Annotated in this window: 18 protein-coding genes and 1 pseudogene; 16 read left to right on the top strand and 3 right to left on the bottom strand. The window is 55.6% G+C overall.

The window, feature by feature from the left end:
- Positions 1-844: pseudogene (gene htc2 / locus HZU72_RS22805) on the bottom strand (methyl-accepting chemotaxis protein Htc2); the annotation flags it as partial.
- Between the two features lie 199 nt (positions 845-1,043).
- On the opposite strand from htc2, the gene HZU72_RS22810 reads away from it, so the two are divergent.
- Genes HZU72_RS22810 through HZU72_RS22820 form a run of 3 tightly spaced genes read left to right on the top strand, consistent with a single transcriptional unit; the run spans position 1,044 to position 2,853 of the window.
- A complete protein-coding gene (locus HZU72_RS22810) occupies positions 1,044-1,910 on the top strand; it encodes an MBL fold metallo-hydrolase (protein ID WP_180096207.1) in 867 nt (288 codons plus the stop codon).
- Positions 1,911-1,942: 32 nt separating this feature from the next.
- Complete coding sequence (locus tag HZU72_RS22815; protein ID WP_180096209.1) at positions 1,943-2,422, top strand: YeeE/YedE family protein; 480 nt, start codon at positions 1,943-1,945, stop codon at positions 2,420-2,422.
- Between the two features lie 23 nt (positions 2,423-2,445).
- A complete protein-coding gene (locus HZU72_RS22820) occupies positions 2,446-2,853 on the top strand; it encodes a DUF6691 family protein (protein WP_180096211.1) in 408 nt (135 codons plus the stop codon).
- Between the two features lie 41 nt (positions 2,854-2,894).
- On the opposite strand, the gene dsbG is transcribed toward HZU72_RS22820, so the two are convergent.
- Positions 2,895-3,677, bottom strand: coding sequence for a thiol:disulfide interchange protein DsbG (gene dsbG, locus HZU72_RS22825; protein WP_180096213.1), 783 nt, complete (start codon positions 3,675-3,677; stop codon positions 2,895-2,897).
- 44 nt (positions 3,678-3,721) lie between these two features.
- Complete coding sequence (locus HZU72_RS22830; RefSeq protein ID WP_180096215.1) at positions 3,722-5,488, bottom strand: sugar phosphorylase; 1,767 nt, start codon at positions 5,486-5,488, stop codon at positions 3,722-3,724.
- A gap of 211 nt (positions 5,489-5,699) precedes the next feature.
- Here HZU72_RS22830 and nrdR point away from each other — a divergent pair, with 211 nt between their 5' ends.
- The 13 genes from nrdR (at position 5,700) to HZU72_RS22895 (ending at position 23,134) form a co-directional block, all read left to right on the top strand.
- Positions 5,700-6,191 (top strand): transcriptional regulator NrdR, encoded by a 492-nt coding sequence (gene nrdR, locus HZU72_RS22835; RefSeq protein WP_022519727.1) that lies wholly within the window; start codon positions 5,700-5,702, stop codon positions 6,189-6,191.
- Entirely contained in the window at positions 6,188-7,363 is a 1,176-nt protein-coding gene (gene ribD / locus HZU72_RS22840) for a bifunctional diaminohydroxyphosphoribosylaminopyrimidine deaminase/5-amino-6-(5-phosphoribosylamino)uracil reductase RibD (protein WP_180096217.1), read from the top strand. The genes nrdR and ribD overlap by 4 nt, the downstream gene beginning before the upstream one ends.
- 87 nt (positions 7,364-7,450) lie before the next feature.
- Positions 7,451-8,617, top strand: a complete 1,167-nt coding sequence (ribBA, locus tag HZU72_RS22845; RefSeq protein WP_180096219.1) for a bifunctional 3,4-dihydroxy-2-butanone-4-phosphate synthase/GTP cyclohydrolase II — start codon at positions 7,451-7,453, stop codon at positions 8,615-8,617.
- 17 nt (positions 8,618-8,634) lie between these two features.
- On the top strand, positions 8,635-9,123 hold the full coding sequence (gene ribH / locus HZU72_RS22850) for a 6,7-dimethyl-8-ribityllumazine synthase (protein ID WP_180096221.1): 489 nt from the start codon (positions 8,635-8,637) through the stop codon (positions 9,121-9,123).
- Entirely contained in the window at positions 9,120-9,614 is a 495-nt protein-coding gene (gene nusB / locus HZU72_RS22855) for a transcription antitermination factor NusB (protein WP_180096223.1), read from the top strand. Before ribH ends, nusB begins: the two co-directional genes overlap by 4 nt.
- A gap of 36 nt (positions 9,615-9,650) precedes the next feature.
- The gene (thiL, locus tag HZU72_RS22860) at positions 9,651-10,652 is read left to right on the top strand and encodes a thiamine-phosphate kinase (RefSeq protein WP_180096225.1); all 1,002 of its coding nucleotides are present in this window, start codon (positions 9,651-9,653) and stop codon (positions 10,650-10,652) included.
- Positions 10,649-11,122, top strand: a complete 474-nt coding sequence (locus HZU72_RS22865) for a phosphatidylglycerophosphatase A family protein (protein WP_180096227.1) — start codon at positions 10,649-10,651, stop codon at positions 11,120-11,122. Before thiL ends, HZU72_RS22865 begins: the two co-directional genes overlap by 4 nt.
- A 151-nt stretch (positions 11,123-11,273) precedes the next feature.
- Entirely contained in the window at positions 11,274-12,530 is a 1,257-nt protein-coding gene (locus HZU72_RS22870; protein ID WP_180096229.1) for a DUF945 family protein, read from the top strand.
- Positions 12,531-12,679: 149 nt separating this feature from the next.
- A complete protein-coding gene (lon, locus tag HZU72_RS22875) occupies positions 12,680-15,232 on the top strand; it encodes an endopeptidase La (RefSeq protein ID WP_180096231.1) in 2,553 nt (850 codons plus the stop codon).
- A gap of 189 nt (positions 15,233-15,421) precedes the next feature.
- Positions 15,422-17,620 carry a methyl-accepting chemotaxis protein gene (locus HZU72_RS22880; RefSeq protein WP_180096233.1) on the top strand — a complete coding sequence of 733 codons (2,199 nt, stop codon included), beginning with the start codon at positions 15,422-15,424 and terminating at the stop codon, positions 17,618-17,620.
- A gap of 164 nt (positions 17,621-17,784) precedes the next feature.
- Positions 17,785-19,959 (top strand): methyl-accepting chemotaxis protein, encoded by a 2,175-nt coding sequence (locus HZU72_RS22885; protein WP_180096235.1) that lies wholly within the window; start codon positions 17,785-17,787, stop codon positions 19,957-19,959.
- Positions 19,960-20,167: 208 nt separating this feature from the next.
- On the top strand, positions 20,168-22,012 hold the full coding sequence (gene ilvD, locus HZU72_RS22890) for a dihydroxy-acid dehydratase (RefSeq protein WP_180096237.1): 1,845 nt from the start codon (positions 20,168-20,170) through the stop codon (positions 22,010-22,012).
- Positions 22,013-22,078: 66 nt separating this feature from the next.
- Positions 22,079-23,134 carry an oxidoreductase gene (locus tag HZU72_RS22895; protein WP_180096239.1) on the top strand — a complete coding sequence of 352 codons (1,056 nt, stop codon included), beginning with the start codon at positions 22,079-22,081 and terminating at the stop codon, positions 23,132-23,134.
- Positions 23,135-23,207: the final 73 nt, after the last annotated feature.

The following is a 23,207-nucleotide window of genomic DNA, read 5'->3' on the forward strand; positions in this document are numbered from 1 at the left end:
TAACACCCACAATCTGCTCTACGCCACTGTTGACCTGGCTTGCACCGAGGTGGATGTCGCCAATCGTCTCGGCAAGTGCTTCACGCATCCGGTTGATATTAAATAGTAAGCTCTGTTGATCCTTCGGCGAAAGCCGTGTGACCTGGGTCAGGTCGCCGTCGGCAATATGACGTACTACGTTGGCTGCATAGCGTGGGTCTCCGCCTAAACGACGAGAAACATCACGAATAACCCAACCCATCAGCAGCGTTACCGGCAGGCCAATGATCAGTAGTATCACGATCGAGCGAATCAAACCGGCAATAAAGGCGGCATTAATATCATCGACATAAACGCCGGTTGCCAGTGACCAGCCCCACTCGGGAAGGTGCGCTACATAACTGGTTTTCGGTAACTGCTCATCGCCACCCGCGCGGGTAGAGTAGTAATTGACGTGACCACCGCCTGTTTGCGCGACACGCAGCAACTCGGGGTACAGCGCCATCCCGCTGGCGTCTTCATAATTGGTCATGTCAGTGCCGGGTGTGCGACTGGGATGCGAGATAATCAGTAAGTCATCGTTGAATGAAAAGATATACTCGCCCGCCCCAAAGCTAACGCTAGACATATTATCGTTTGCCCGCTGCTGCGCTTCTTCCAGGCTAAGTTCGCCGGAGGCTACCCGTTCTTGCAGAGCTTCAATTTGGTTTTGCACGCTTTCCACCACGTATTGAATGCTGTCGCGGCGTTCGCTCTCAATTGTCTGGCGGTTCTCCCAGGCAAGCCAGCCAACCAATAGCAGCATGGCAACCCAGATAATACCCAGCGTTCCCCAGAGTTTTTGTGTCGTTGTTAAGTGGGTCATGTTCTTCCTAATTTTTGTAATTGAGTAACTCTTTCATTATCGGCCTAAATGGAGCAGACCTTAGCAAAAATAGTCTTGAACACTCTTTTGGGATATATAGCGCCCTTATATTCAAAAACAATCTAAATATAGAACTTAAAATGCACTATGCTGTCTTTATAGCATGAGATTGAGATCACCACTCCTATGGGAGGCAACGATGCAACGCCCAATCGTTACGCACTTTTTTGATGAGCCTACGAACACCTTTAGCTATGTCGTCCAAGACCCTGATAGCTGTGCCTGCGCGATTATAGATTCGGTACTCGATTTTGATTATGCCGCTGGGCGAACCGACGTGCGATCCGCTGACACCATCATCGCTTTTATTCGCGAACACGATCTCGATGTCGCCTGGATTTTGGAGACCCATGTACATGCAGATCACCTCTCGGCAGCGCCATACCTGCATGAGCAGTTAGGGGGTAGAACCGGCATTGGTGCCAACATAGTGAAGGTGCAGGAGATATTCGGTAAGGCATTCAATGCGGGCAGTGAGTTTGCTCGGGATGGCAGTCAGTTTAATGCGCTGTTTGAAGAAGGGGATACGTTCGCCGTTGGCCAATTACAGGGCCATGTGCTGCATACCCCAGGCCATACGCCCGCTTGTTTAACCTACGTAATCGGCGATGCCGCCTTTGTAGGCGATACGCTATTTATGCCGGATTATGGCACCGCGCGGTGCGACTTTCCCGGTGGAGATGCGCGCACCCTTTATCGCTCTATCCAAAAGGTATTGGCGCTTCCTGAGCAGACGCGGCTGTTCTTATGCCACGACTATAAAGCTCCCGGCCGCGATACCTTTCAGCATGAAACCAGCGTTACCGAGCAGATAAATGACAATGTTCACGTACATAAAGGTATTAGCGAAGATGAGTTTGTGAAAATGCGCACTGAGCGCGACGCCACTTTAGGCATGCCACGGCTCATTATTCCTTCGGTGCAGGTCAATATGCGTGCGGGGGAACTGCCTCCCGCGGAAGATAACGGCACCGTCTATCTCAAAGTGCCGATTAATTTTTTCTAACCATTAATAAATTTTAAAGCAGGAGAATGGGCATGGATTGGATGGCAAGCCTGCATGGGCTAGCAGGCGGGGTGTTGATTGGGCTTTCGGCTACTTGGCTCATGGTAACGCTAGGGCGTATCGCGGGTATCAGTGGCATCGTGGGTAATTTGATCACCCAGCGGCCTAAAGGCGATAGCGCTTGGCGATTAGCTTTTCTGCTAGGGCTTATTAGCGGCCCGCTAGTCATCATGGCGTTAGGAAGTGGCCTGGGTAATGTCGCAGTGAACGGAGCAGGTAGCCCTGGAGAGGTGATTGGCGCGCCGGTGGGTGGCGTAGGGTTGATGCTAGTGGCTGGGCTTTTAGTAGGGGTAGGCACAGGGCTAGGCAGTGGTTGTACCAGCGGCCATGGGGTCTGTGGGCTTGCGCGCTTGGCGCCACGCTCTATGGCGGCCACCGGTATGTTTTTGCTGACGGCGCTAGTGACCGTTTATATCTCGCGCCACATGCTAGGCCTAGGCGGTGGAGTATGAGTCAGTCAAACAAGAGCAATTGGATGAAAACAGCGGCAGGCTATGCGGCGGGACTACTTTTCGGTATCGGCTTAGCTGTTTCGGGCATGACTGACCCCGCACGAGTAGTGGGGTTTCTAGATGTGGCGGGTGCCTGGGATCCAACGCTGATGTTCGTATTAGGCGGGGCCGTCATCACCACCTTTATCGGCTATCGGCTGGTATTTAAGCGCTCGACACCACTGTTGGGTGGCGTCTTTCAGTTGCCAACCAAGCGGGAGTTAGACGCGAAGTTATTAGGGGGCGCTGCACTATTTGGCATCGGCTGGGGGCTTTCTGGCTACTGCCCAGGGCCGGCGATTGCTTCCCTCGGCGGTCTTTCGTTACCGCTATTGGCCATGCTCGCCACAATGGTGCTGGGATGGTTTGTTGCTAGGCGGCTTTCAGCTTGAGTAGTCTTGGGGAGGCTGCTTTAGCGACCTCCCATAACCCTCTAGGGCGCTTCGCTGCCCATCATCTCGATCAGCCGCTCATCGCTGGGCATACCCTGAATGCGGTCAAGACGCACGTCACCGCTCTCTGTTTCACGCTGAAAAACGGAGGTAGGCGTGGCATACAGCCCTAGCTCTTCGAACAGCTGGTTATTGGCGTACACCTGCTCTTCAATTTCCCTCGGTTGGGCACTGGCTGCGATTTCCTGCTGGCCGCTTTCATGGGCATGCAGTGTTGCCGCCGGATCATCGGCGCCGAGAATAGCGGCTGCTTTCCCAGGGCTGTCTGGCGCTAAAATACCGACCATAATATGGCGTAGCTGCACCTCACCTGCTCCAACCCAGGGGCGTACCTCTTGCCACAGCTGGCGGCAGTAGGGGCAGTTGGCATCCGTGAAGGTATAAATCACTCGGGGGGCATCCACGTTGCCGTCCTGTACCCAGTGGCTTTCACTGAGTAGCTGCCAGGTTTGTGCCTCTAGCGGTGCACGTACGTGCTCATCCAGCTGCGCTTCGGTAAGGTCATTCCCCTCATTATCCATTAGCGTACCCACCACGGCGTGCTCGCCATCCGGCGTCAGGTAAATCGCCATGTCCTGTCCCTGCACGCTGGCGCCGTAGCCGCGTAACCCTCCAGGGGCATCGAATTGGCCATGAATCTCCAAGCCTTGGTCGGCAAGTGCCTGAATAGGGGCGGGGAGCTCATCGGCATAGCTCACAGAGGTGCCGACCAATCCTGCCAGCAGGAGAGAACCGCTAATAACAAGTTGACGTTTCAAGTGCATTACAGCGCCTTGTTTGAATAAAAGTGAGAGGCTTCTCAATGGTATTAACGATCAGCTACCAACCAGCGTACCGCATAAGGCGGCAGCGAACCTTCGGCGACCCAAGGATTGGCTGGATCCAGCGCTTGCCAGGCGTGTTTTTCAAGTGCCTGGGTAACCGCCTCACCCATGTTTTCTAAGGGGAGCGGCAGATCGGTGACGTTATACAGCGCCAACAAACGGCGGCCATCGTGTAGTGGGCCACGTTCTACCGCCAGCAGTTCCGGTGCAGAGACCAACACCCGCTGGGCGGCATTGGGGTGAAAGCAGGGTTCCTGACGGCGCTGGTCTAATAGCCGGTTTAAAGCGTGAAAAACATCGTGGGTGGGCGTTGACGGGCTATCTAATAGCAGGTCTAACTCGCTACGCTGCCAGCGTCGGCGGTTGATCGAACGTAGCCGTCCACTGCGCTCAACGCCTTCCACATCATTGAGTGTGCCAGTTAGGGTATGAATATACAGCGCGGGGATGCCTTGCAAACTCAGCATAATCGCTTGGCTGCATAGAAAACGCGCTACCTGCCACGGGTCGGGGCCACGGCGAGTGCCGCGCATGGCTTCAAACCAGGTGATATTGATCTCATAAGGCGTATCGCTGCCATCGGGGTTGCTGCGCATGCTGACAAAACCACCGAAACGATGCATCAGCTCGAGTAGCGCATCCCGCTCGTGATCGGGCAATAAACCTTCCAAGGGGCGCACGCCAATGCCATCGTGGCTGGCCGTAAAGTTGAGGTAGGTGCATTGGTCGGGCAGTACCGGAAGGCTGGCAAGCCAGGTTTGTAAGGTGCTCGCCTCGCCCCGGGTGAGGGTGTGCAATAACAGCGGGGGGAGGGCAAACTGATACACCATATGGGCTTCGTCGGGCGCCCCCGCCGGCAACCGATCCAAGCCAAAATAACTGATATTTTCCTGGTGGGGCACATTGGTTTCGGTGATTAACAGGGTACCTGGGGCCACGTGATCCACAATGGCACGTAGTAGTCGTACCACGGTATGGGTTTCCGGCAGGTGAATGCAGGCGGTACCCAGCCGCTTCCATAGAAAGGCCACCGCATCCAAGCGCACAATCCGCGTGCCTTGCTCCAGGTAGAACAGCAAAATACCCACGAACTCCAGCAGCACATCCGGATTTTCAAAGTTCAGGTCAAGCTGATCTTCGGAGAATGTCGCCCACAGATAGCGGGTGCCGCGCCGGGTGGAAATAGGCACCAGCAGGGGGCTGCTGCGAGGGCGCACCACTTGTGAAACGTCGGTGTCTGGATCGACTTCAATAAAGTAGTCGCGACCGGGCAGGCTACCGCTCAGGTAATCCACAAACCAGAGGGACTCCCGTGAGACGTGATTGAGCACTAAGTCGGCCATCAAGTCGTAATGACTGGCGAGCTCTCGGATGTGCGCCCAATCACCAAGATCGGGGTTCACTTCCCGGTAGTGGATCACCGAAAAGCCGTCGTCGCTGCTCCAGGGAAAGAAGGGCAGTACATGTACACCACTGATGCGATCACCCAACCGTGCTTGAAGGAAATCACTAAGCACGGCCAATGGCGGCGCACTATCTTCAATAATCGAGTCGCCGTAGCTGATCACCCACTGATCTTTTTCGCTCCAAGAGGGTGCGTTTTTAGATCTGACCTCGACGGGGCTGGGTGAAAATGGGGCAAGCGACTGGAAATGCGCTAGACGCTGGTTTAAGCGGCGTTGCACTTCCCCCGCCCTGGGGCCATAAAGGTGGCTGAGGTAGTCGTTAACGGTCTGCTCAAAGGGGGGCATGGGTGACTCCTGATAAACAATCTGCCACAAACGCTGCAGCTTGTGTGCCAAATCGTTACAATACGAGGTTGATACCGCGTTTAAACGCTAAGATACATTAGCTTGTGGCAGTTACTACTGCTAAAACGCTATTAATAGCACACACATTGACAGGTTATAACACGCTAACTCGTCCGGTAAGTCGGCACGAGCTGACAACAGGTTGACCGCCATGCATTGCCCTTTTTGTGGTGCAAACGATACTCGAGTGACTGATTCGCGCCTGGTAGCGGATGGTGATCAGGTACGCCGTCGCCGCCAGTGTGCGAGCTGCCAAGAGCGCTTTACTACCTACGAAACCGCAGAATTGGTAATGCCGCGGGTGGTGAAGTCCGACGGCTCCCGCGAGAGCTTTAATGAAGCCAAACTGCGTGCAGGTATGTTGCGTGCGCTGGAAAAGCGTCCGGTCAGTGCAGAAGCCATTGAAGCGGCGGTGGAGCGCATACGCCAAACCCTGCGTGCCCGGGGTGATCGCGAAATCAACGCCCGTGATATTGGCGAGTCGGTCATGCAAGCGCTTAAAACCCTCGATCACGTAGCCTATATTCGCTTTGCCTCAGTGTATCGCAAGTTCCAGGATCTGGATGAATTTCGCGCTGAGATTGATCGGCTATCCCAAGAGCCCTCTTCTCGGCTGGGCCATGGTAGCGAGTCGTCAAAATGAGTGCTGCCTTTAGCCAAGCCGAGCACCTCTATATGGCGCGGGCGCTGCAACTGGCGCAAAAAGGCTTATACACCACGGATCCCAACCCGCGGGTCGGCTGTGTGATTGTGCGTGACGAGCAGATTGTCGGTGAAGGCTTTCACCTGTGTGCCGGTGAACCCCACGCCGAAATCCACGCGTTGAACGATGCTGGTGAGCAAGCTCAGGGCGCAACCGCCTACGTCACCCTGGAGCCTTGCTCCCACACCGGCCGCACCGGCCCCTGCGCGGTGGCGCTCCAGGAAGCTAAGGTGTCGCGGGTAGTGGTTGCCATGGTGGATCCGAACCCGCAGGTGAGTGGCCGAGGTATTCGTCTGCTTGAGGAGGCGGGAGTAGAGGTGGCAGTGGGGTTATTAGAGAGTGACGCGCGCGCGCTGAATCCCGGCTTTATTGCTCGCATGACCCAGCAGCGTCCCTTTGTGCGCCTGAAAATGGCAATGAGTCTGGATGGTCGTACTGCCATGGGGTCGGGGGAGTCTCAGTGGATCACCGGGCCTGAATCACGCACCCAGGTGCAGCGGCTACGGGCGCGCTCCAGTGCGATATTAAGCGGCGTAGAGTCGCTCATTATGGATGACTCTCGGCTCACGCTACGAGCAGAGCAGCTACAGCTCGACAACGCTGACGAAGTGGTTCGCCGCCAGCCCCTACGGGTGATTTTAGATACCCACTTGCGCTTACCTCTGGCGGCAGCCTGTTTAAGCGAGCCAGGACGTACGCTAGTGATCACCACGTTAGAGCACTCGGAAGAGAAGCGCGAGCGGCTAACTCAGGCGGGCGCTGAAGTACAGGTGTTGCCCGCCGGTAGTGATGGCCGTATCGATTTAGTGGCAATGCTGCAGTGGTTAGCCGAAAATGAACAGGTTAATGAACTGCTGGTGGAAACCGGAGCGACATTGGCGGGCGCTATGCTCGATGCGGCGTTGGTCGATGAGCTACAGCTGTTCGTTGCCCCCACACTGTTAGGCGGCGAAGCGCGGCCCCTTTTTGCACTGCCAGGGCTCTCACGTATGGCCGATCAGCGGCGGTTAACCATTCACGATATGCGAGCAGTAGGGCGCGATTGGCGCATTATCGCATCCCCTCTAGCGACTAGCGCATCTGGCGAATTTAGCGAGAGCAAGGTACCCTGACGCGCAAAATCGTGACTCACTCTCACGAAACTCTTTCTCGATTACCTATCCTGACAAGCTATCGTGACAACACTTATTGGAGATTCCATGGCGCACCCCTCCTCTAGAGGCTTAGCCCCTATCGCCGAGCTGGTGGACGATATCCGCCAGGGCAAAATGGTGATTCTCATGGACGATGAGGATCGCGAAAATGAAGGTGATATCATCATGGCCGCCGAAAAAGTGCAGGCCGAGCATATCAACTTTATGGCCCGTTTCGCCCGCGGCTTGATCTGCATGCCGATGACTCGCGCCCGCTGTGAGCAGCTTAATCTGCCGCTAATGGTGCGTGATAACGGTTCCGGTTTTGGCACCAAGTTTACTCTCTCCATTGAGGCAACCGAAGGCGTCACGACGGGTATTTCAGCTGCAGATCGTGCGCGTACCGTGCAAGCAGCGGTGGCACCCAATGCAAAGCCCTCTGATATCGTTCAGCCAGGCCATATCTTTCCGCTGATGGCCGAGCCGGGTGGCGTGCTGCGCCGTGCCGGGCATACGGAAGCGTCGTGTGATTTGGCGGCACTGGCGGGCTGTGACCCTAGCGGTGTAATCTGCGAGATTATGAACGATGATGGCAGCATGGCGCGCCGCCCCGAGCTTGAAGCCTTTGCCCAAGAGCATGGTATTAAGATCGGTACTATCGCGGATCTGATTCACTACCGTATCGTTAACGAACAGACCATCGATCATCTGGAAGCGTCAACGGTCATGACCTCCCATGGCGAGCTTGAGTTGCACGTGTTCCGTGATCGTATTCAGGGCGCTCACCATTTGGCATTGGTGAACGGCCAGCCCACGCCGGAGCAGGCCACCACGGTGCGCGTGCATCTGACTGATACGCTGCGCGATGTAATGGGCTTGATGAAAGGCGAACAGTGCCGCTGGGATGCCCATCGCGCGCTGGAAGAGATTGCCGGTGCCGAGCCAGGCGTGTTTGTGTTGATTGACGACGGCCGCCCGCACCAGGATTTGAAAGACCAGCTGGATATCTTTTTGGATCGCGTGCGCCAACCGCGTACCAGCGATTCCGACGGTGCCGGGAACTACTTAACCATCGGCACCGGTTCTCAGATTCTGCGCTATTTAGGCGTGGGTAAAATGCGATTACTTAGTTCACCGTGGAAGTTTTCGGCGCTGTCCGGCTTTGACCTCGAAGTTGTAGAGCGTCTGGGCCCTAATGACACGGCTTATGAACCAACTTCTCAGCAGGACTAATCAGCAGGAATAAATTGATGCACTCCCTCACTCAAGTTGAAGGTACGTTTGTTGATGTCGATGGCCGATACGTCATCGTGGTCGGCCGTTTTAACCATCACGTGGTAGATAGCCTGGTGGAAGGCGCCGTCGACAGCTTGACCCGTCACGGTGTCGACGTCGAACATATCCACATTGTTCACGTGCCGGGCGCCTGGGAACTCCCGTTGGCGGTGAAGCGCGTGTTAAAGGTAATGAAACCCGACGCAGTGATTGCCCTGGGCGCGGTCATTCGCGGTGGCACACCGCATTTTGAATACGTGGCGGGGGGCTGTAATACGGCGATTAATCACTTACAGCTTGAGTTTGATACCCCGGTGGCTAACGGCGTGTTAACCGTTGAAACCATTGAGCAAGCGATTGAGCGTGCAGGCACCAAGGCCGGTAACAAAGGCACCGAAGCTGCCATGGCCGCAATGGAAATGGTCTCTCTGCTCCGCGCGCTACCGTCAGGAGATACCCAATGAGCGAGCGTAAACCCTCTGCCGCTCAGCAGGGCCGCCATGCGGCGCGGGAATTAACGGTGCAGGGGCTTTATCAATGGCACATGACGGGTAAATCCATTACCACCATTGAAGCCGAGTTTCGTAGCCAGGTCGCCGACGATGATCTGGAAGATCACGAAAATTGGGTCAAAGTGATGGAAATTGCCGACAAAGCGCTGTTTCACGAGTTACTCCACAATACCGTGCGGTTCAAAGCGGATCTGGATCGTGAAATCTCTCCCCTACTAGACCGCCGCTTAGAGGATCTTGATGCGGTAGAGTTGGCCATCCTACGGTTAGGCGCTTACGAGCTTTCCCGCCGGATGGAAGTACCTTATCGTGTCGTCATTAACGAAGGCGTTGAGCTGGCTAAGTCATTTGGCGCCACCGATGGCCATAAATACGTGAACGGCATTCTCGACAAGCTGGCTATTCGCTTGCGCAGTGCCGAGGTCAGCGCTCGTCGTCTCTGAACGCGAGCGGTATGACAATGCGTTTAAGGGGCCTTTGTGCTTGCCGAATTTGATTTGATTCGACGCTACTTTATGTCGTCGCAGGAGGCGTCGACCGCGTCAAATGGCGTCACACTAGGATGTGGAGACGACGCCACGCTGCTGTTGCCACAAGCAGGCCAACAGTTGGTCGTGAGCGTTGATACCTCGGTGGTGGATGTACACTTTCCCCGCGAAGCGTCAGCATTTGCGGTGGGCCACCGTGCCTTGGCCGTTGCGTTGAGCGATTTGGCCGCCATGGGGGCGACTTCGCGTTGGTGTTTGATGGCGTTAACCCTTGATCAGCGTCAATTTGCCAATGATGAAGCCACCCATGCTTGGCTGGCCGACTATGCCCGTGGCTTTCATGCGCTTTGTCAGCAACACGCCACCACGCTGGTGGGGGGCGATGTCACTTCCGGTGAGCTTTCCATAGGCGTCACTGTGATGGGTGAACTCCCGGTGGGCGAAGCCTTGACCCGGAGCGGTGCCCAGGCGGGAGATCTGATCGCTGTCACCGGGGCACTAGGTGGTGGGGCAGGCGGGCTGGCGCTTTGGCAGCAGGGCGAACGCGATCTGGCGCATCCACTGTTAAGTCGCTACCTATTGCCACAACCGCGCTTAGCGGCGGGCCTGGCGTTGCGTGGCTTAGCCACCGCTGCACTGGATATTTCCGATGGGCTACTGGCTGACTTGGCGCATATTCGCGACGCCTCGCACGTTGGTGCCGTCATCGCGTTAGACGCCTTACCACTGGCGGACGAGTTGGAAAGCTCCCTAGGTCGTGAAGCTGCACTAAAGGCGGCACTTTCCGGCGGGGATGATTACGAACTGCTTGTTACCCTCGGCGCTGACGACGTCGCAGAGGCGCAGCAGCGTTTAGTGCCATTGGGTCTCTCGCTGACCGTCATTGGCCACTGTTGTGAAGCGTTAGGCGTTACTGCCTCTGGCCAGAGTGAACTGAGTCGTTATGTCAGCGGCTATGCCGGTTGGCAGCATTTTAGTGGGGAAGCGCCATGAATCATGCACCGAAAAGTGTCTGGCGTCGCCCAACACATTTTTTTGCCTTCGGCTTGGGTAGCGGTGCTGTCCCTTGGGCGCCGGGTACCTTTGGCACGCTAGCGGCCATTCCGTTCTACTGGATGATGGCGGAACTGCCCCTGGGGTGGTACCTGAGTATTTGTTTTGTTGCCTTTGTGGTCGGCGTTTGGCTATGTGATAAAACGTCCCACGATTTAGGGGTACACGACCACTCGGGTATCGTGTGGGATGAGTTTGTGGGTTACTGGCTGACCATGGCGGCGGTGCCCTTTTCGTGGGAGGCTGCGCTATGGGGATTTGTGGTATTTCGCATCTTCGATGTCTTTAAACCCTGGCCGATTCGCTGGGCGGATCGCCGCGTGGCGGGCGGCTTTGGTATTATGATCGATGACGTGATGGCAGGGGCCTACGCCTGGAGTACTATGCACCTGTGGTTCTGGCTACACTAAACTTGGTAAGTGGTAAGTGGTAAGTGGTAAGTGGTAAGTGGTAAGTGGTAAGTGGTAAGTGGTAAGTGGTAAGTGGTAAGCAGAGATCAGGAGCGGTTGATGACTTTTTTTGAGTGCATTGGCTGCAAGGCGTTGGCTTCAAGGAGGTAGCATGCGCAAGGAACGTCTGATTGTCCCCACGCTGGCGATCATCGCCGTAGTGTGGATGGCAGCGCAGCTACTCTCCAGTGTGCTGTTTGAGCGCAGTCTACGCCAAGCACTCGAAGATCTGGAGGCGCGGGGTGAGTGGCGCGTCAACCGTACTGAGAGTCATCAAGGGTGGCTAAGCTCCCAAGGCAGGGTGATACTGTCACCGCTTTTGGGTCGACCCTGGCGCCTTGAGCTCACCTATAGGGCGCGGCACGGTATTTTAAGCACGGACGTCGAAGGCACCGTGCTACCACGTCTCGATACCGTTCTGCAGCAAGCCGTGGGTGAAGTCACCGCCCCCTCTGTGCCGCGTTGGCAGGGGCGCTATCACACCCTTAGCGGTCATAGCGAATTACGTCTTGCCCTTGCCCCCTTTGTGATCCAACAAAATGGTCGCGAGTTAGGCGTCCGCGGTGGTCGGTTGCGCCTGGAAGGCGTGTTTGGCGATTGGCGACTACGCGCGTTACTTGATCAACTTACCCTGACCGACGGTATGGCTCAGCTTGCGCTAGGGCCCACGGTGCTTGAGAGCCGCTACACTTATACCGACGGTGCTTACCACTTTGCTCAGCGCGACCACCTACATATTGAGACACTGACACTTAGCTACCCCTCCTACGATATCCAGCTTTCACCTCTCGATCTAAACAGCTATATGGTGCTGGATGAGAGCGAACTTCGTATCAAAGGCGAGCTTGAGGTTGGTGATGTGATGGTGCCTTCTGAAGCGCCAGATATGCCGCTGCTCAATGGCCGTATAGAGATGGAGCTTTCGCGTTTGAATGCCGATGCGGTTCGCCAAGTGATTCGTAGGTTACGCCAGGAAGCCGCCTGGGGAGACGATAGTCTACCTATGGCCGAAGGGCTGCTGGCCCGTTTGGAGCCGGAACTGCGCAACGTGCTTAGCGACTCGCCGCGTTTAGATGTCATGACCGTCGCCATCGACAGTCCGCTATTGGGTATTCGCCTGGATGCGGATGGCGCGCTGTTTTTTGATGCCCGCCAGTTGGATGAACTGAGTGTGGTTAACCTCGACAAAAAGAAACAGCAGGCGGAGTGGCTGGAGCGCATTGATGGCGACTTTACCTGGCATGATGCGCCTACCGTCGCCGCATTATGGCTAGGGCTGCCGCTCGGCACTCGAGAATTGCAGTTTGATGTGGTACGCGGCGTGTGGCGTGTTAATGGTCGCCCGATGCCCGAGCTTTGGCCTCAATAATTTTAAAAGAAAAGCTTGCCGCCGGTCGCAGGGAGCGCTGCAAAACTGACTGTTCTACTCGCGAAGGGTTGAAGTTTTGGCCCACTGCCCGCATTCCATGGACAACACTAGGCGGTTCTCACCGCCGGTATCGGTTCATTGGAGGACGCATGAGCGACCAGGATTACGAACACGACGCTGAACATCTTGATTGGCAACTTGACGATGAACAGTCATCAAACAGTGATGACGCGCCCAGTAATGAAGACACCAGCAATGAAGACAGTAGTGTAGACCACGCTAACGAACAGGCTGAAAAGGGCCCTCAAGAGCCTGGTAGTAAGCAGGGGGGGGATGACTACCGCTCAGACGGAGAGCGGGTAAATTCTCTGGTGCCCGCTAGCGAAATGCTGCCCGAACGCATTTATCTTCTGCCTATTCATAACCGGCCGTTTTTCCCCGCCCAGGTACAGCCGCTGGTGATTAATCGTGAGCGCTGGGAAGAGACCATGCGCCGTGTGGGTAACACGCCGCACCACACATTGGGTGTTGCCTTTGTGGGCGAGCAGGGTGTCACCTCCCTGGATCACGAAGGTTTTCCAGAGATCGGTACCGCGGTCAAAGTGCATAAGCTCAAGGGCGAAGACGATCAGATTCAGTTTATTGCTCAAGGTCTTCAGCGCTTTAAAATTACCCGTTGGCTCTCCAAAGAGCCGCCTTACCTCGTTGAAGTGACCTACCCTAAAGAGCCGGTTGACGCGGAAAACGAAGAGACCCGCGCCTACGCCATGGCGATCATCAACGGCATTAAAGAGCTGCTGCCGATTAACCCTCTATATGGAGAAGAACTCAAGCACTACCTCAACCGCTTTAGTCCTCATCAGCCGGGCCCGTTGACCGATTTTGCCGCCGCTATTACCTCCGCAAAGGGCCCCGAACTTCAGGATGTGCTGGCCACCCTGTCGGTGGAAGAGCGGATGCAAAAAGTACTGCCGCTGCTACGTAAAGAGATCGATGTGGCGCTGCTGCAGGGCGAGATCAGCGAGCAGGTGAACGCGCAAATGCAGGATCGTCAGCGCGAGTTCTTCCTGCGCGAGCAGCTCAAGGTCATCCAGCGTGAACTGGGCATCTCCAAAGATGATCGCGAAAACGATGTAGATACCTTTAGAGCGCGTTTGGAGTCACTGGTCGTGCCTGAGCGTGTGCAATCGCGTATTGACGATGAGCTGAATAAGCTCAGCGTGTTGGAAACCGGTTCGCCCGAATATGGCACCACGCGTAACTACCTGGATTGGTTAACCTCGCTTCCTTGGGGAGTGACCAGCCAGGATCAGTTGGATCTACCCCATGCCCGGCAGGTGCTGGATCGTGACCACGACGGTTTGAAAGACGTTAAAGAACGTATTATCGAATTTCTGGCCGAGGGTACTTTCAAGGGTGACGTAGGCGGCTCGATTGTACTGTTGGTAGGCCCTCCCGGGGTAGGCAAAACCTCCATCGGGCGTTCGATCGCGGAAGCCCTAGGGCGTCAGTTTTACCGCTTCTCAGTGGGCGGTATGCGCGATGAAGCGGAAATTAAAGGCCATCGGCGTACCTATGTGGGCGCGATGCCCGGCAAGCTGGTGCAAGCCTTTAAAGAGGTTGAGGTCGAAAACCCCGTTATCATGCTGGATGAGATCGATAAGCTCGGGCAGTCCTTTCAGGGCGACCCAGCATCGGCGCTGCTGGAAGTACTTGATCCTGAGCAGAACGTTGACTTCCTCGATCACTATCTTGATGTGCGCATGGATCTCTCCAAGGTGCTGTTTATCTGCACCGCCAACACGCTGGATTCGATTCCTGGGCCGCTGCTGGATCGTATGGAGCAGATTCGCCTCTCGGGCTATATCGCCGAAGAAAAGCTGGCGATTGCCAAGCACCACCTGTGGCCAAAGCTGCTCAAGCGCGACAACCTGACGAAAAAACGCATCAGTCTCTCCGATGCTGCCTTGAAGCAGGTGATTGAAGGCTACGCCCGGGAGGCCGGAGTGCGCCAACTGGAGAAGCAACTTCACCGCATTGTGCGTAAATCGGCCGTTAAACTGCTCGAAGAGGAGGCAGAAACGGTCAAGATATCGGTTAAAAACCTGGAGGAGTTCTTAGGTGCACCGATTTTCCGTAAGGAAAAAGTACTTACCGGCGAAGGGGTGGTGACCGGCCTGGCGTGGACTTCCATGGGAGGGGCCACGCTGCCTATCGAAGCAGGCAAAGTACACTCATTGGATCGTGGCTTTAAGCTGACCGGTAAGCTGGGCGAGGTAATGCAGGAGTCGGCCAATATCGCTTACAGCTATACCTTGGGCCACTTGCAGGAGTATGGTGCTGATGCCGACTTTTTTGACTCGGCGTTTGTACACTTGCACGTACCCGAGGGCGCCACGCCGAAAGATGGCCCTTCGGCGGGTGTCACCATGACCACGGCGCTGCTCTCGCTGGCCAAGCACCATGCGATCGATCGCCCTCTGGCGATGACCGGCGAACTAACGCTAACCGGTCAGGTGCTACCCGTTGGCGGTATTCGTGAGAAAGTGATTGCCGCGCGGCGCAGCGATATTTTTGAATTAATTTTGCCCGACGCCAACAAGCGCGATTACGAGGAGTTGCCGGACTACCTGAAAGAGGGCATGACGGTTCACTTCGCGAAACGCTACCGCGATGTGGCCAATGTGGTGTTTGGTCGTTAACAAGCAGTTTATTTAACGCCACGGTAAGAGTTTACAGGCCGTCTAAAAACCTATTCCAAGCCTTTAATAAGCGCCGTACGAAAGTAAGGCGCTTTTTTTACATTTGTTCACTGGTTTGCTGACAAGAACCATAGCGATAATAGCGTATGCTTTAATAAAAATTAAGAATATCTAATTCTTGGAGAACCAATGCGCAATAACCAGCCCGTGACGCAGCGTGAATATGTTCTGAGTGAGGAAGCGGTGCTTATCTCCCGCTCGGATTTAAAGGGCAATGTGACCTATGCCAACCCTACCTTTGTTGAGGTCAGTGGCTATAGCCGTGAAGAACTCATCGGCTCTCCCCATAACCTCCTTCGTCACCCCGATATGCCCGAAGCTGCTTACAAGGATTTCTGGAAAACCATCCAAGCGGGAACGACCTGGCAAGGCGTGGTTAAAAATCGGCGTAAAAATGGCGATCACTACTGGGTGAATGCCACCGTGGCGCCGTTGCGGGACGGTGAGCGCATCGTCGGCTACACTTCCGTGCGCCGCAAGGCGTCGGGAAAAGCCGTTACCCAGGCAGAAAAAATCTATGCTGAAATTCGCGAAAAAGGCAAATCCCGCCGTTACGCACTAACCCAAGGCACGTTGCGGCGTAAAGGTTTGATCGGAATGCTGTCGCGCTTTCAGTTCACTAGCCTGAAAGCCAAACTCACCAGTATGGTGGTGGCATCGCTTCTACTGCTCTGCCTTTCGGGCGGATTGGGAGTATATGCGCTGTTACTCTCCGGCGAGCGGTTGGAAACCATTAATCGTTCCGGATTGAGCGATGTCGCCTCGCTGCAGAATATCGAACGCTATATTGGTCAAACGGTAGGCACGCTGGAACCTGCGGTACGAAGCCCACGTCGGGCTGACCTGGAGGCTGTCAACGCAGACATTGGCCAGTATACCGATGCCATGCAGACGCTGTGGGCGGGCTACTATGCGGATGCGGCGGTCACTGATGAGACCGCTCAAGCTTTTGATAGTGCTCTTAATACCTGGGTTGATGCGGTGCAAACCGCCCTGGTGGCGATTGAAGAGGGTAATGGATTCGCGGCCTTTGAAGCCTTTAATGACGTGGTGGTGCCGACTACTGAATCGCTGCGCGAGATGAACAGCACCTTGGTCGAGCAGGTGCGAGCCGATGCTGAATTGCTGGTGACCGAGGCACAAAGCGGGCGTCAGCAAATGCTGATAGCGCAATTGGTGCTGCTGGCAGTAGGCTTTTTAGTCATGATCGGCTTGAGCGTAATGATTCTGAAATCCGTGTTTCGCAGCTTGTCGGGCGCACGGTATATAACTTTCCAAATTGCCGCGGGTAACTTGGCCGCCCGTGAGCGTCGTCAAACTAACGACGAGTTGGGTGAACTGCTTTACTCCCTGGACACCATGCGCTTCAGCCTATCCAGTATCGTAGGCGATGTAGAGAGCCGCGTCTCGGTGGTTACCCCGGCGATTCAGCAGATAGCCGCTGAAAATGAGGAGCTCTCTTCACGTACGGAGCAGCAGGCGTCGTCACTTCAGCAGACCGCTTCGAGTATGGAGGAGATGACCTCGACGGTTCAGCAGAATACCGAGAATGCCCGCCAGGCGACCGATCTGGCAGTGCAGAACGCTGCCAGCACCAAGGATACCGGTCAGCAAATGCAGCATCTGGTGGAGCGCATGCAGCGTATCGCCCAGAGTGCTGAAAAGATGACCGAGATGATCAGCGTGATCGACGGTATTGCCTTTCAAACCAATATCCTGGCGCTGAATGCGTCGGTTGAAGCCGCGCGTGCTGGTGAACATGGCCNGGTTGAAGCCGCGCGTGCTGGTGAACATGGCCGCGGCTTTGCGGTGGTCGCCAGCGAAGTGCGCAATCTAGCTGGTCGTAGCGCGGATGCCGCCCAGGAAATTCGTAAGATGATTGATAGCACTACTCAGGAAGTCAGCGGTGGCCGTAGTGCGGTAGAGCAGGCGGAGAGGGCGATTGAGGAAGTCTCTCAGCAGGTGAGTCGAGTCAGTGAGCTGATGGAGTCGATCAGCACTGCGTCCAGCGAGCAGAGCAGTGGGATCGGTCAAATTAACTCGGCGATTGCCGAAATGGATCTTGTGACCCAGCAGAATGCCTCCAAAGTTCAGTCGATTGCGGCGTCAGCGGACAATCTCGCCCTCGAAGCCTTTGAACTTGCTAATGTGGTCGATGCGTTTCGCTTGGAAGGCGCTCAAGATGAGAACATCAAAGAGGCGCGGGCGAAGTTACAGCGCGCGAACCAAGCACTCAGCAAGGCAACTCGTGGCTTACCCGCGCCTTCCGAGCAGCGTTCCAAGGCACCTTCAGAACAGCCTCGCGCGGACCAGTGGGAAGCGTTTTAGACCAGCAGGTAACATTGTTAGGTGCTTGATTTCCCTTTATTCGTTTTTTATGACATGCCACCCGTTGCGGTGGCATATTTCATGCATTACCCCTAATTGAAAAGGCTTAGCGTTAACTAAGACTAAAGATGGCGCAAGCCTTCAATAAAAAGTAGGGGGTCTAAATGCATAATGCCGAACAATCAGCATCCACTGTTTATGAGTTAGCCGATGACGAAGTATTGATCTCACGCTCGGATCTGCAGGGCAGAATCACCTACGCCAACCAAACCTTTGTGGAGGTGAGCGGCTATGCGCTGGACGAGATCATGGGCGAACCTCATAGCCTGTTTCGCCACCCCAGCATGCCTAAAGCGGTTTTTAAGAACCTATGGGACACGATTGAGACCGGTAAAACCTGGCAGGGGTTGATCAAGAATCGCCGCCACTCTGGCGAAGCGTATTGGATGCATACTACCATCGCGCCGCTGCTCGACGGTGAGCGCGTGGTGGGTTATACCTCTATTCGGCGTAAAGCGGCGGGCCGAGCCATTGCCCGGGCAGAGCGGGTATACGCTGCTATGCAACAGGGCAAAACCCGTGGTTTCAAGCTTCATTGTGGTGCAATACGTCACACCGGCCTGCGTGGATGGGTAAAGCGTTTTAGTTTCAGCAGCATGCAGGCCAAGCTAATGGGCATGGTGGTGGCTTCAGTGGCTTTACTAGTCATCGCAGGGGCGGCAGGGGTGTATGGCTTAACCAGTTCCGCTGAACGCTTACGCACCCTCAATCAAACTGGCCTTGAAGGGATTACCGACCTTCAACAGATAGACCAGCGGGTTAGTCAAGCCATTCAGGCGTTAGAACCGGCGGTGCGCAACCCCCGGCGCGCGGATCTTGATGTTCTTGAAAGCCAGTTAGCCACCATGAGTGCCGACATTGAGCAGTCGTGGCAAGGTTATACTGCAGAGCGCCAAACCGGCGGTGTGCAAGAGGGCCTGACGGCACATCTCACCACTTTTATTGAAAGTGCCAATACCACCCTGACGGCTATTCGAGATGGCAACGGCTTTGCCGCCTTTGAAGCCTTTAATGACAACGTGCAGCCCACCTCTGAAAGTATCAGTGCCACTATCAATGTATTAGTTGAACAGGAACGAACGGCCGCGCAAACGCTGATGGAAAATGCCGAACAGCAGCAACAGGTATTACTGTACGGTCAGTTGGGCGTGCTGCTGCTGGGTATTGTGTTAATGGTGGGGCTGAGCATGGCGGTTCTCAAATCGCTGATTAAATCGCTCAACGAGGCGCGCCGGGTAACGTTCCAAATTGCCGCGGGTAACCTCGCCAACCGAGTGACCTTAAAGCGTAATGACGAGCTAGGCGAGTTGCTGAGTTCGCTGGAAACCATGCGCGCTAGCTTGTCGGGGCTGATTACCGAGGTGGGCAACAAAGTCGATGTGGTGACGCCTGCGTCCGAACATATCAAACGGCAGAATGAAGACTTGGCATCGCGCACTGAGCAGCAGGCCTCCTCGCTGCAGCAAACTGCTTCTAGCATGGATGAGATGACGGCGACCGTGCAGCAAAATAGCGAAAACGCCCGTCAGGCCACTCAATTGGCCATGCAAAATGCCACCACCAGCCGCGAAACCGGCGAGCGCATGCAGGCCTTAGTCGAGCGCATGGAGCGTATCGCCGCCAGCGCCGATAAAATGACCGATATCATTAGCGTCATTGACGGCATCGCTTTTCAAACCAATATTCTGGCGCTGAATGCCTCAGTAGAAGCTGCTCGGGCTGGCGAACAAGGGCGTGGTTTTGCCGTTGTGGCAAATGAGGTGCGTAGCTTGGCCGGGCGTAGCGCTGATGCGGCTGGCGACATTCGTCGTTTAATCGACTCCTCTTCCCAGGAGATTAGCGGCGGTGCCCAGGCGGTGAAAGAGGCCGAAGCCGCTATCGATCAGGTAGTGACTCAGGTAATGAGAGTCAGCGATATCATGGAAGAGATCAGCACTGCCTCCGATGAGCAGAGCAACGGTATCGCGCAAATCAATACCGCGGTCGCGGAGATGGATCACGTTACCCAGCAGAACGCCTCCAAGGTACAGTCGATTTCCAGCGCTGCTCAAGACCTCACCCGCGAAGCTCTGAGCCTGGCCAACGTTATTGCCGCCTTTCGCTTAGAGGGCGCTGCCGAAGAGAGCAGTGAGACTGCCCGCGAGCGCTTGCTTAAACAAGTCGGGCTTGGCTCCACGCCCTCATTAGCGTCGCCTTCCGCATTAGCCTCGCCCCACAACTCCCCAGCTCAGCATACTGCCCAAGCCCAGCCAGCCGAAGAGGCGTGGGCGACCTTCTGATGAACCGACGCCATGGAAGGCGCTTTACTTTCTATCGTGTCTCGTGATTTAGCCTCTACATCCAGCTTCCACATCTAGTCTCTGTGCATTGCTCATGCCACAATCAAAAGCCACTGATATTTTTCAGAATTAGCCTAGTCCGCAGTCTTGCTTGCTGTGGGCTAATTAAAAATAGAGCCTAGCTATTTATTAGAGAGTAGAGGACACCATGCCAGAGTATCGCTCACGTACCACCACCGCTGGCCGCAATATGGCCGGCGCCCGCGCGCTATGGCGCGCCACTGGTATGCAGGACGGCGACTTCCAAAAACCGATTATCGCGGTAGCCAACTCCTTTACCCAGTTTGTGCCGGGCCATGTGCATTTAAAGGATATGGGCCAACTGGTGGCGCGGGAGATTGAGAAAGCCGGGGGCGTTGCCAAAGAGTTCAACACCATTGCGGTGGACGATGGTATCGCCATGGGCCACGACGGCATGCTCTACTCGCTGCCCAGCCGCGACCTGATCGCTGACAGCGTTGAGTATATGTGTAACGCCCACTGCGCCGATGCGTTGGTATGTATTTCCAACTGCGACAAAATCACCCCAGGAATGCTGATGGCCGCTCTGCGTCTCAATATTCCCGTTATTTTCGTTTCCGGCGGGCCCATGGAAGCGGGTAAAACCAAGCTTCTCAACCACGGGCTGGATCTCGTCGATGCCATGGTCATGGCTGCCGACGACAGCGTGGATGATGAAACTCTGGCGGAAGTAGAGCGCAGCGCCTGCCCCACCTGCGGCAGTTGTTCGGGTATGTTTACCGCCAACTCCATGAACTGCTTAACCGAAGCGTTGGGTCTGGCCTTGCCCGGCAACGGTACCGTACTGGCGACTCACTCGGATCGTCGTCGTCTGTTTGAAACTGCTGGCCATCGCATTGTCGAACTGGCCAAGCGCTACTACGAAGGCGAAGAAGCCCACCTGTTGCCTCGTGCCATTGCCTCCAAGGCGGCGTTCAAAAACGCTATGACCCTGGATATCGCCATGGGTGGCTCAACCAACACTATTCTTCACTTCCTGGCGGCGGCCCAGGAAGCCGAGGTGGACTTCACCATGGCCGATATCGACCGCCTCTCCCGTGAAGTGCCCCAACTCTGCAAAGTGGCGCCCAATACCCAGAAATACCATATCGAAGACGTCCACCGTGCAGGCGGCATTATGGCCATCCTGGGGGAACTGGATCGTGCTGGAGTGCTGGATACCTCGGTACCCACCGTGTATGGCGACAGCCTGAAAGCGGCGCTGGAAGAGTGGGATATCATGCGCTCGCCAAGCGCTGAAGTGGTTGAGTTCTTTAAAGCCGGGCCGGGTGGCATCCCTACCCAAGTGGCATTTTCCCAAAGTGCCCGCTGGCCGAGTTTGGATGGTGATCGTGCCACCGGCTGTATTCGTGACCTTGAGCACGCCTTCTCTCAGCAGGGCGGCTTAGCCGTGCTCTACGGCAATATCGCGCTGGATGGCTGCGTGGTCAAAACCGCTGGGGTCGATGACTCGATCCTGGTCTTTGAAGGCCCCGCCCATGTAGTGGAGTCCCAGGATCAGGCGGTCGCCGATGTGCTGGCGGATAAAGTCAAAGAGGGAGATGTCGTCGTGATTCGTTACGAAGGCCCGAAAGGCGGCCCCGGCATGCAGGAGATGCTTTACCCCACTTCCTATCTTAAATCCAAAGGATTAGGCAAGGCCTGCGCGCTACTAACTGATGGGCGCTTCTCTGGCGGCACTTCAGGGCTCTCTATTGGCCATGTTTCCCCTGAAGCAGCGGCGGGCGGCGCGATTGGATTGATCGAGCAGGGCGACCTGATTCGCATCGATATCCCCAATCGGGCGATTAACGTCAAACTGACCGATGCCGAGCTGGCGGCTCGTCGTGAGGCGATGGACGCCAAGGGTGTCACTGCCTGGAAGCCTGCCGAGCAGCGTCCCCGCAAGATCACTCCGGCACTTAAAGCCTATGCGCTGTTGGCGACCTCCGCTGACAAAGGGGCTGTTCGGGATCTAAGCAAGCTCGACTGATATACGTAGTTATACGTAGTTGAAATACGCAACTGAAACACACAATCAGCCCGATTAAGGAATCAAATGAAGGCGATTATAAACGTTGGATTAGTCGGCTACGGTTTCGCTAGCCAAACCTTCCACGCACCGCTGATCCAGGCCACGGAAGGTCTGGATTTGGTTGCGGTCTCTTCAAGCGATGCCGCCAAGGTGCAGGCGTCACTGCCCGATGTTGAGGTAGAGGCTCAGGCATTAGCCCTTTGCCAGCGCAGTGATATTGACCTGATCGTTATTCCCACTCCTAACGATACCCACTTTTCCCTAGCCAAAGCCGCTCTCTCGGCGGGTAAGCACGTAGTGGTCGATAAACCGTTCACGGTCACCTTATCGGAAGGAAAGCTGCTCAAAAAGTTAGCGGATGATAAAGAGCGTCTATTGTCGGTGTTTCACAACCGTCGTTGGGACAGCGATTTTTTGACCGTTAAGGCCCTGCTTGAGGCGGGGACGCTAGGACGTCTGGTCAATTTCGAATCCCATTTCGATCGTTTCCGCCCGGAAGTGCGCGATCGCTGGCGCGAGAAGGCTACCCCCGGTGGCGGCATCTGGTTTGATCTGGGGCCGCATTTATTAGATCAAGCCTGCGAGCTGTTTGGCATGCCCCAGGCTATTCTGCTGGAACTCGGCGCGCTGCGGGATGGCGCCCAGGCCGACGATGACTTCCTCGCGCTGCTTGATTACGAAAGCTTTCGCGTTACCTTGGCAGCAGGCACGCTGGTGGCCGAACCGACACCGCGCTTCAGGATTAATGGCACCCAAGGTAGCTTCATAAAATATGGCTTAGACCCTCAAGAGGATCGCTTAAAAGCAGGCGAAGTGCCGACCTCCCAGTGGGGCGAAGATAATCAACATGGCACTCTGACACTGCGCGAAGGGGAGGGTGAAAACGCACCGCTAACGCGTCGTGAACTTGCGACCCTGCCGGGGGACTACCTTGCCTATTACCAAGGCATTGCTGCTGCTATCCGCGATAAAGCACCGCTACCGGTAAGCGTCGACGACGCCCTGCGTTCAATGACCTTGCTGGAAGCAGGCCTGGACAGCCACCGACAACGACGCTGGATCGCATTGAAAAATCATTGATGTGAAGGGTGAAGGGTGAAGGGTGAGGGGTGAGTGTGTCTGCGTAGCGCGTATATGGACTCCTCCTCGCTTG

This window comes from Vreelandella sedimenti (genome assembly GCF_013416325.1).
Classification (GTDB): Bacteria; Pseudomonadota; Gammaproteobacteria; order Pseudomonadales; family Halomonadaceae; genus Vreelandella; species Vreelandella sedimenti.

Bases quoted from the DNA above. Each gene is read 5' to 3' on its own strand.
- HZU72_RS22885 (WP_180096235.1), top strand. From the start codon at position 17,785: ATGCATAATGCCGAACAATCAGCATCCACTGTTTATGAGTTAGCCGAT.
- nrdR (WP_022519727.1), top strand. From the start codon at position 5,700: ATGCATTGCCCTTTTTGTGGTGCAAACGATACTCGAGTGACTGATTCG.
- HZU72_RS22830 (WP_180096215.1), bottom strand. From the start codon at position 5,488: ATGCCCCCCTTTGAGCAGACCGTTAACGACTACCTCAGCCACCTTTAT.
- HZU72_RS22820 (WP_180096211.1), top strand. From the start codon at position 2,446: ATGAAAACAGCGGCAGGCTATGCGGCGGGACTACTTTTCGGTATCGGC.
- HZU72_RS22810 (WP_180096207.1), top strand. From the start codon at position 1,044: ATGCAACGCCCAATCGTTACGCACTTTTTTGATGAGCCTACGAACACC.
- HZU72_RS22870 (WP_180096229.1), top strand. From the start codon at position 11,274: ATGCGCAAGGAACGTCTGATTGTCCCCACGCTGGCGATCATCGCCGTA.
- ilvD (WP_180096237.1), top strand. From the start codon at position 20,168: ATGCCAGAGTATCGCTCACGTACCACCACCGCTGGCCGCAATATGGCC.
- ribD (WP_180096217.1), top strand. From the start codon at position 6,188: ATGAGTGCTGCCTTTAGCCAAGCCGAGCACCTCTATATGGCGCGGGCG.
- dsbG (WP_180096213.1), bottom strand. From the start codon at position 3,677: ATGCACTTGAAACGTCAACTTGTTATTAGCGGTTCTCTCCTGCTGGCA.
- HZU72_RS22895 (WP_180096239.1), top strand. From the start codon at position 22,079: ATGAAGGCGATTATAAACGTTGGATTAGTCGGCTACGGTTTCGCTAGC.
- lon (WP_180096231.1), top strand. From the start codon at position 12,680: ATGAGCGACCAGGATTACGAACACGACGCTGAACATCTTGATTGGCAA.
- HZU72_RS22815 (WP_180096209.1), top strand. From the start codon at position 1,943: ATGGATTGGATGGCAAGCCTGCATGGGCTAGCAGGCGGGGTGTTGATT.
- ribBA (WP_180096219.1), top strand. From the start codon at position 7,451: ATGGCGCACCCCTCCTCTAGAGGCTTAGCCCCTATCGCCGAGCTGGTG.
- HZU72_RS22865 (WP_180096227.1), top strand. From the start codon at position 10,649: ATGAATCATGCACCGAAAAGTGTCTGGCGTCGCCCAACACATTTTTTT.
- ribH (WP_180096221.1), top strand. From the start codon at position 8,635: ATGCACTCCCTCACTCAAGTTGAAGGTACGTTTGTTGATGTCGATGGC.
- nusB (WP_180096223.1), top strand. From the start codon at position 9,120: ATGAGCGAGCGTAAACCCTCTGCCGCTCAGCAGGGCCGCCATGCGGCG.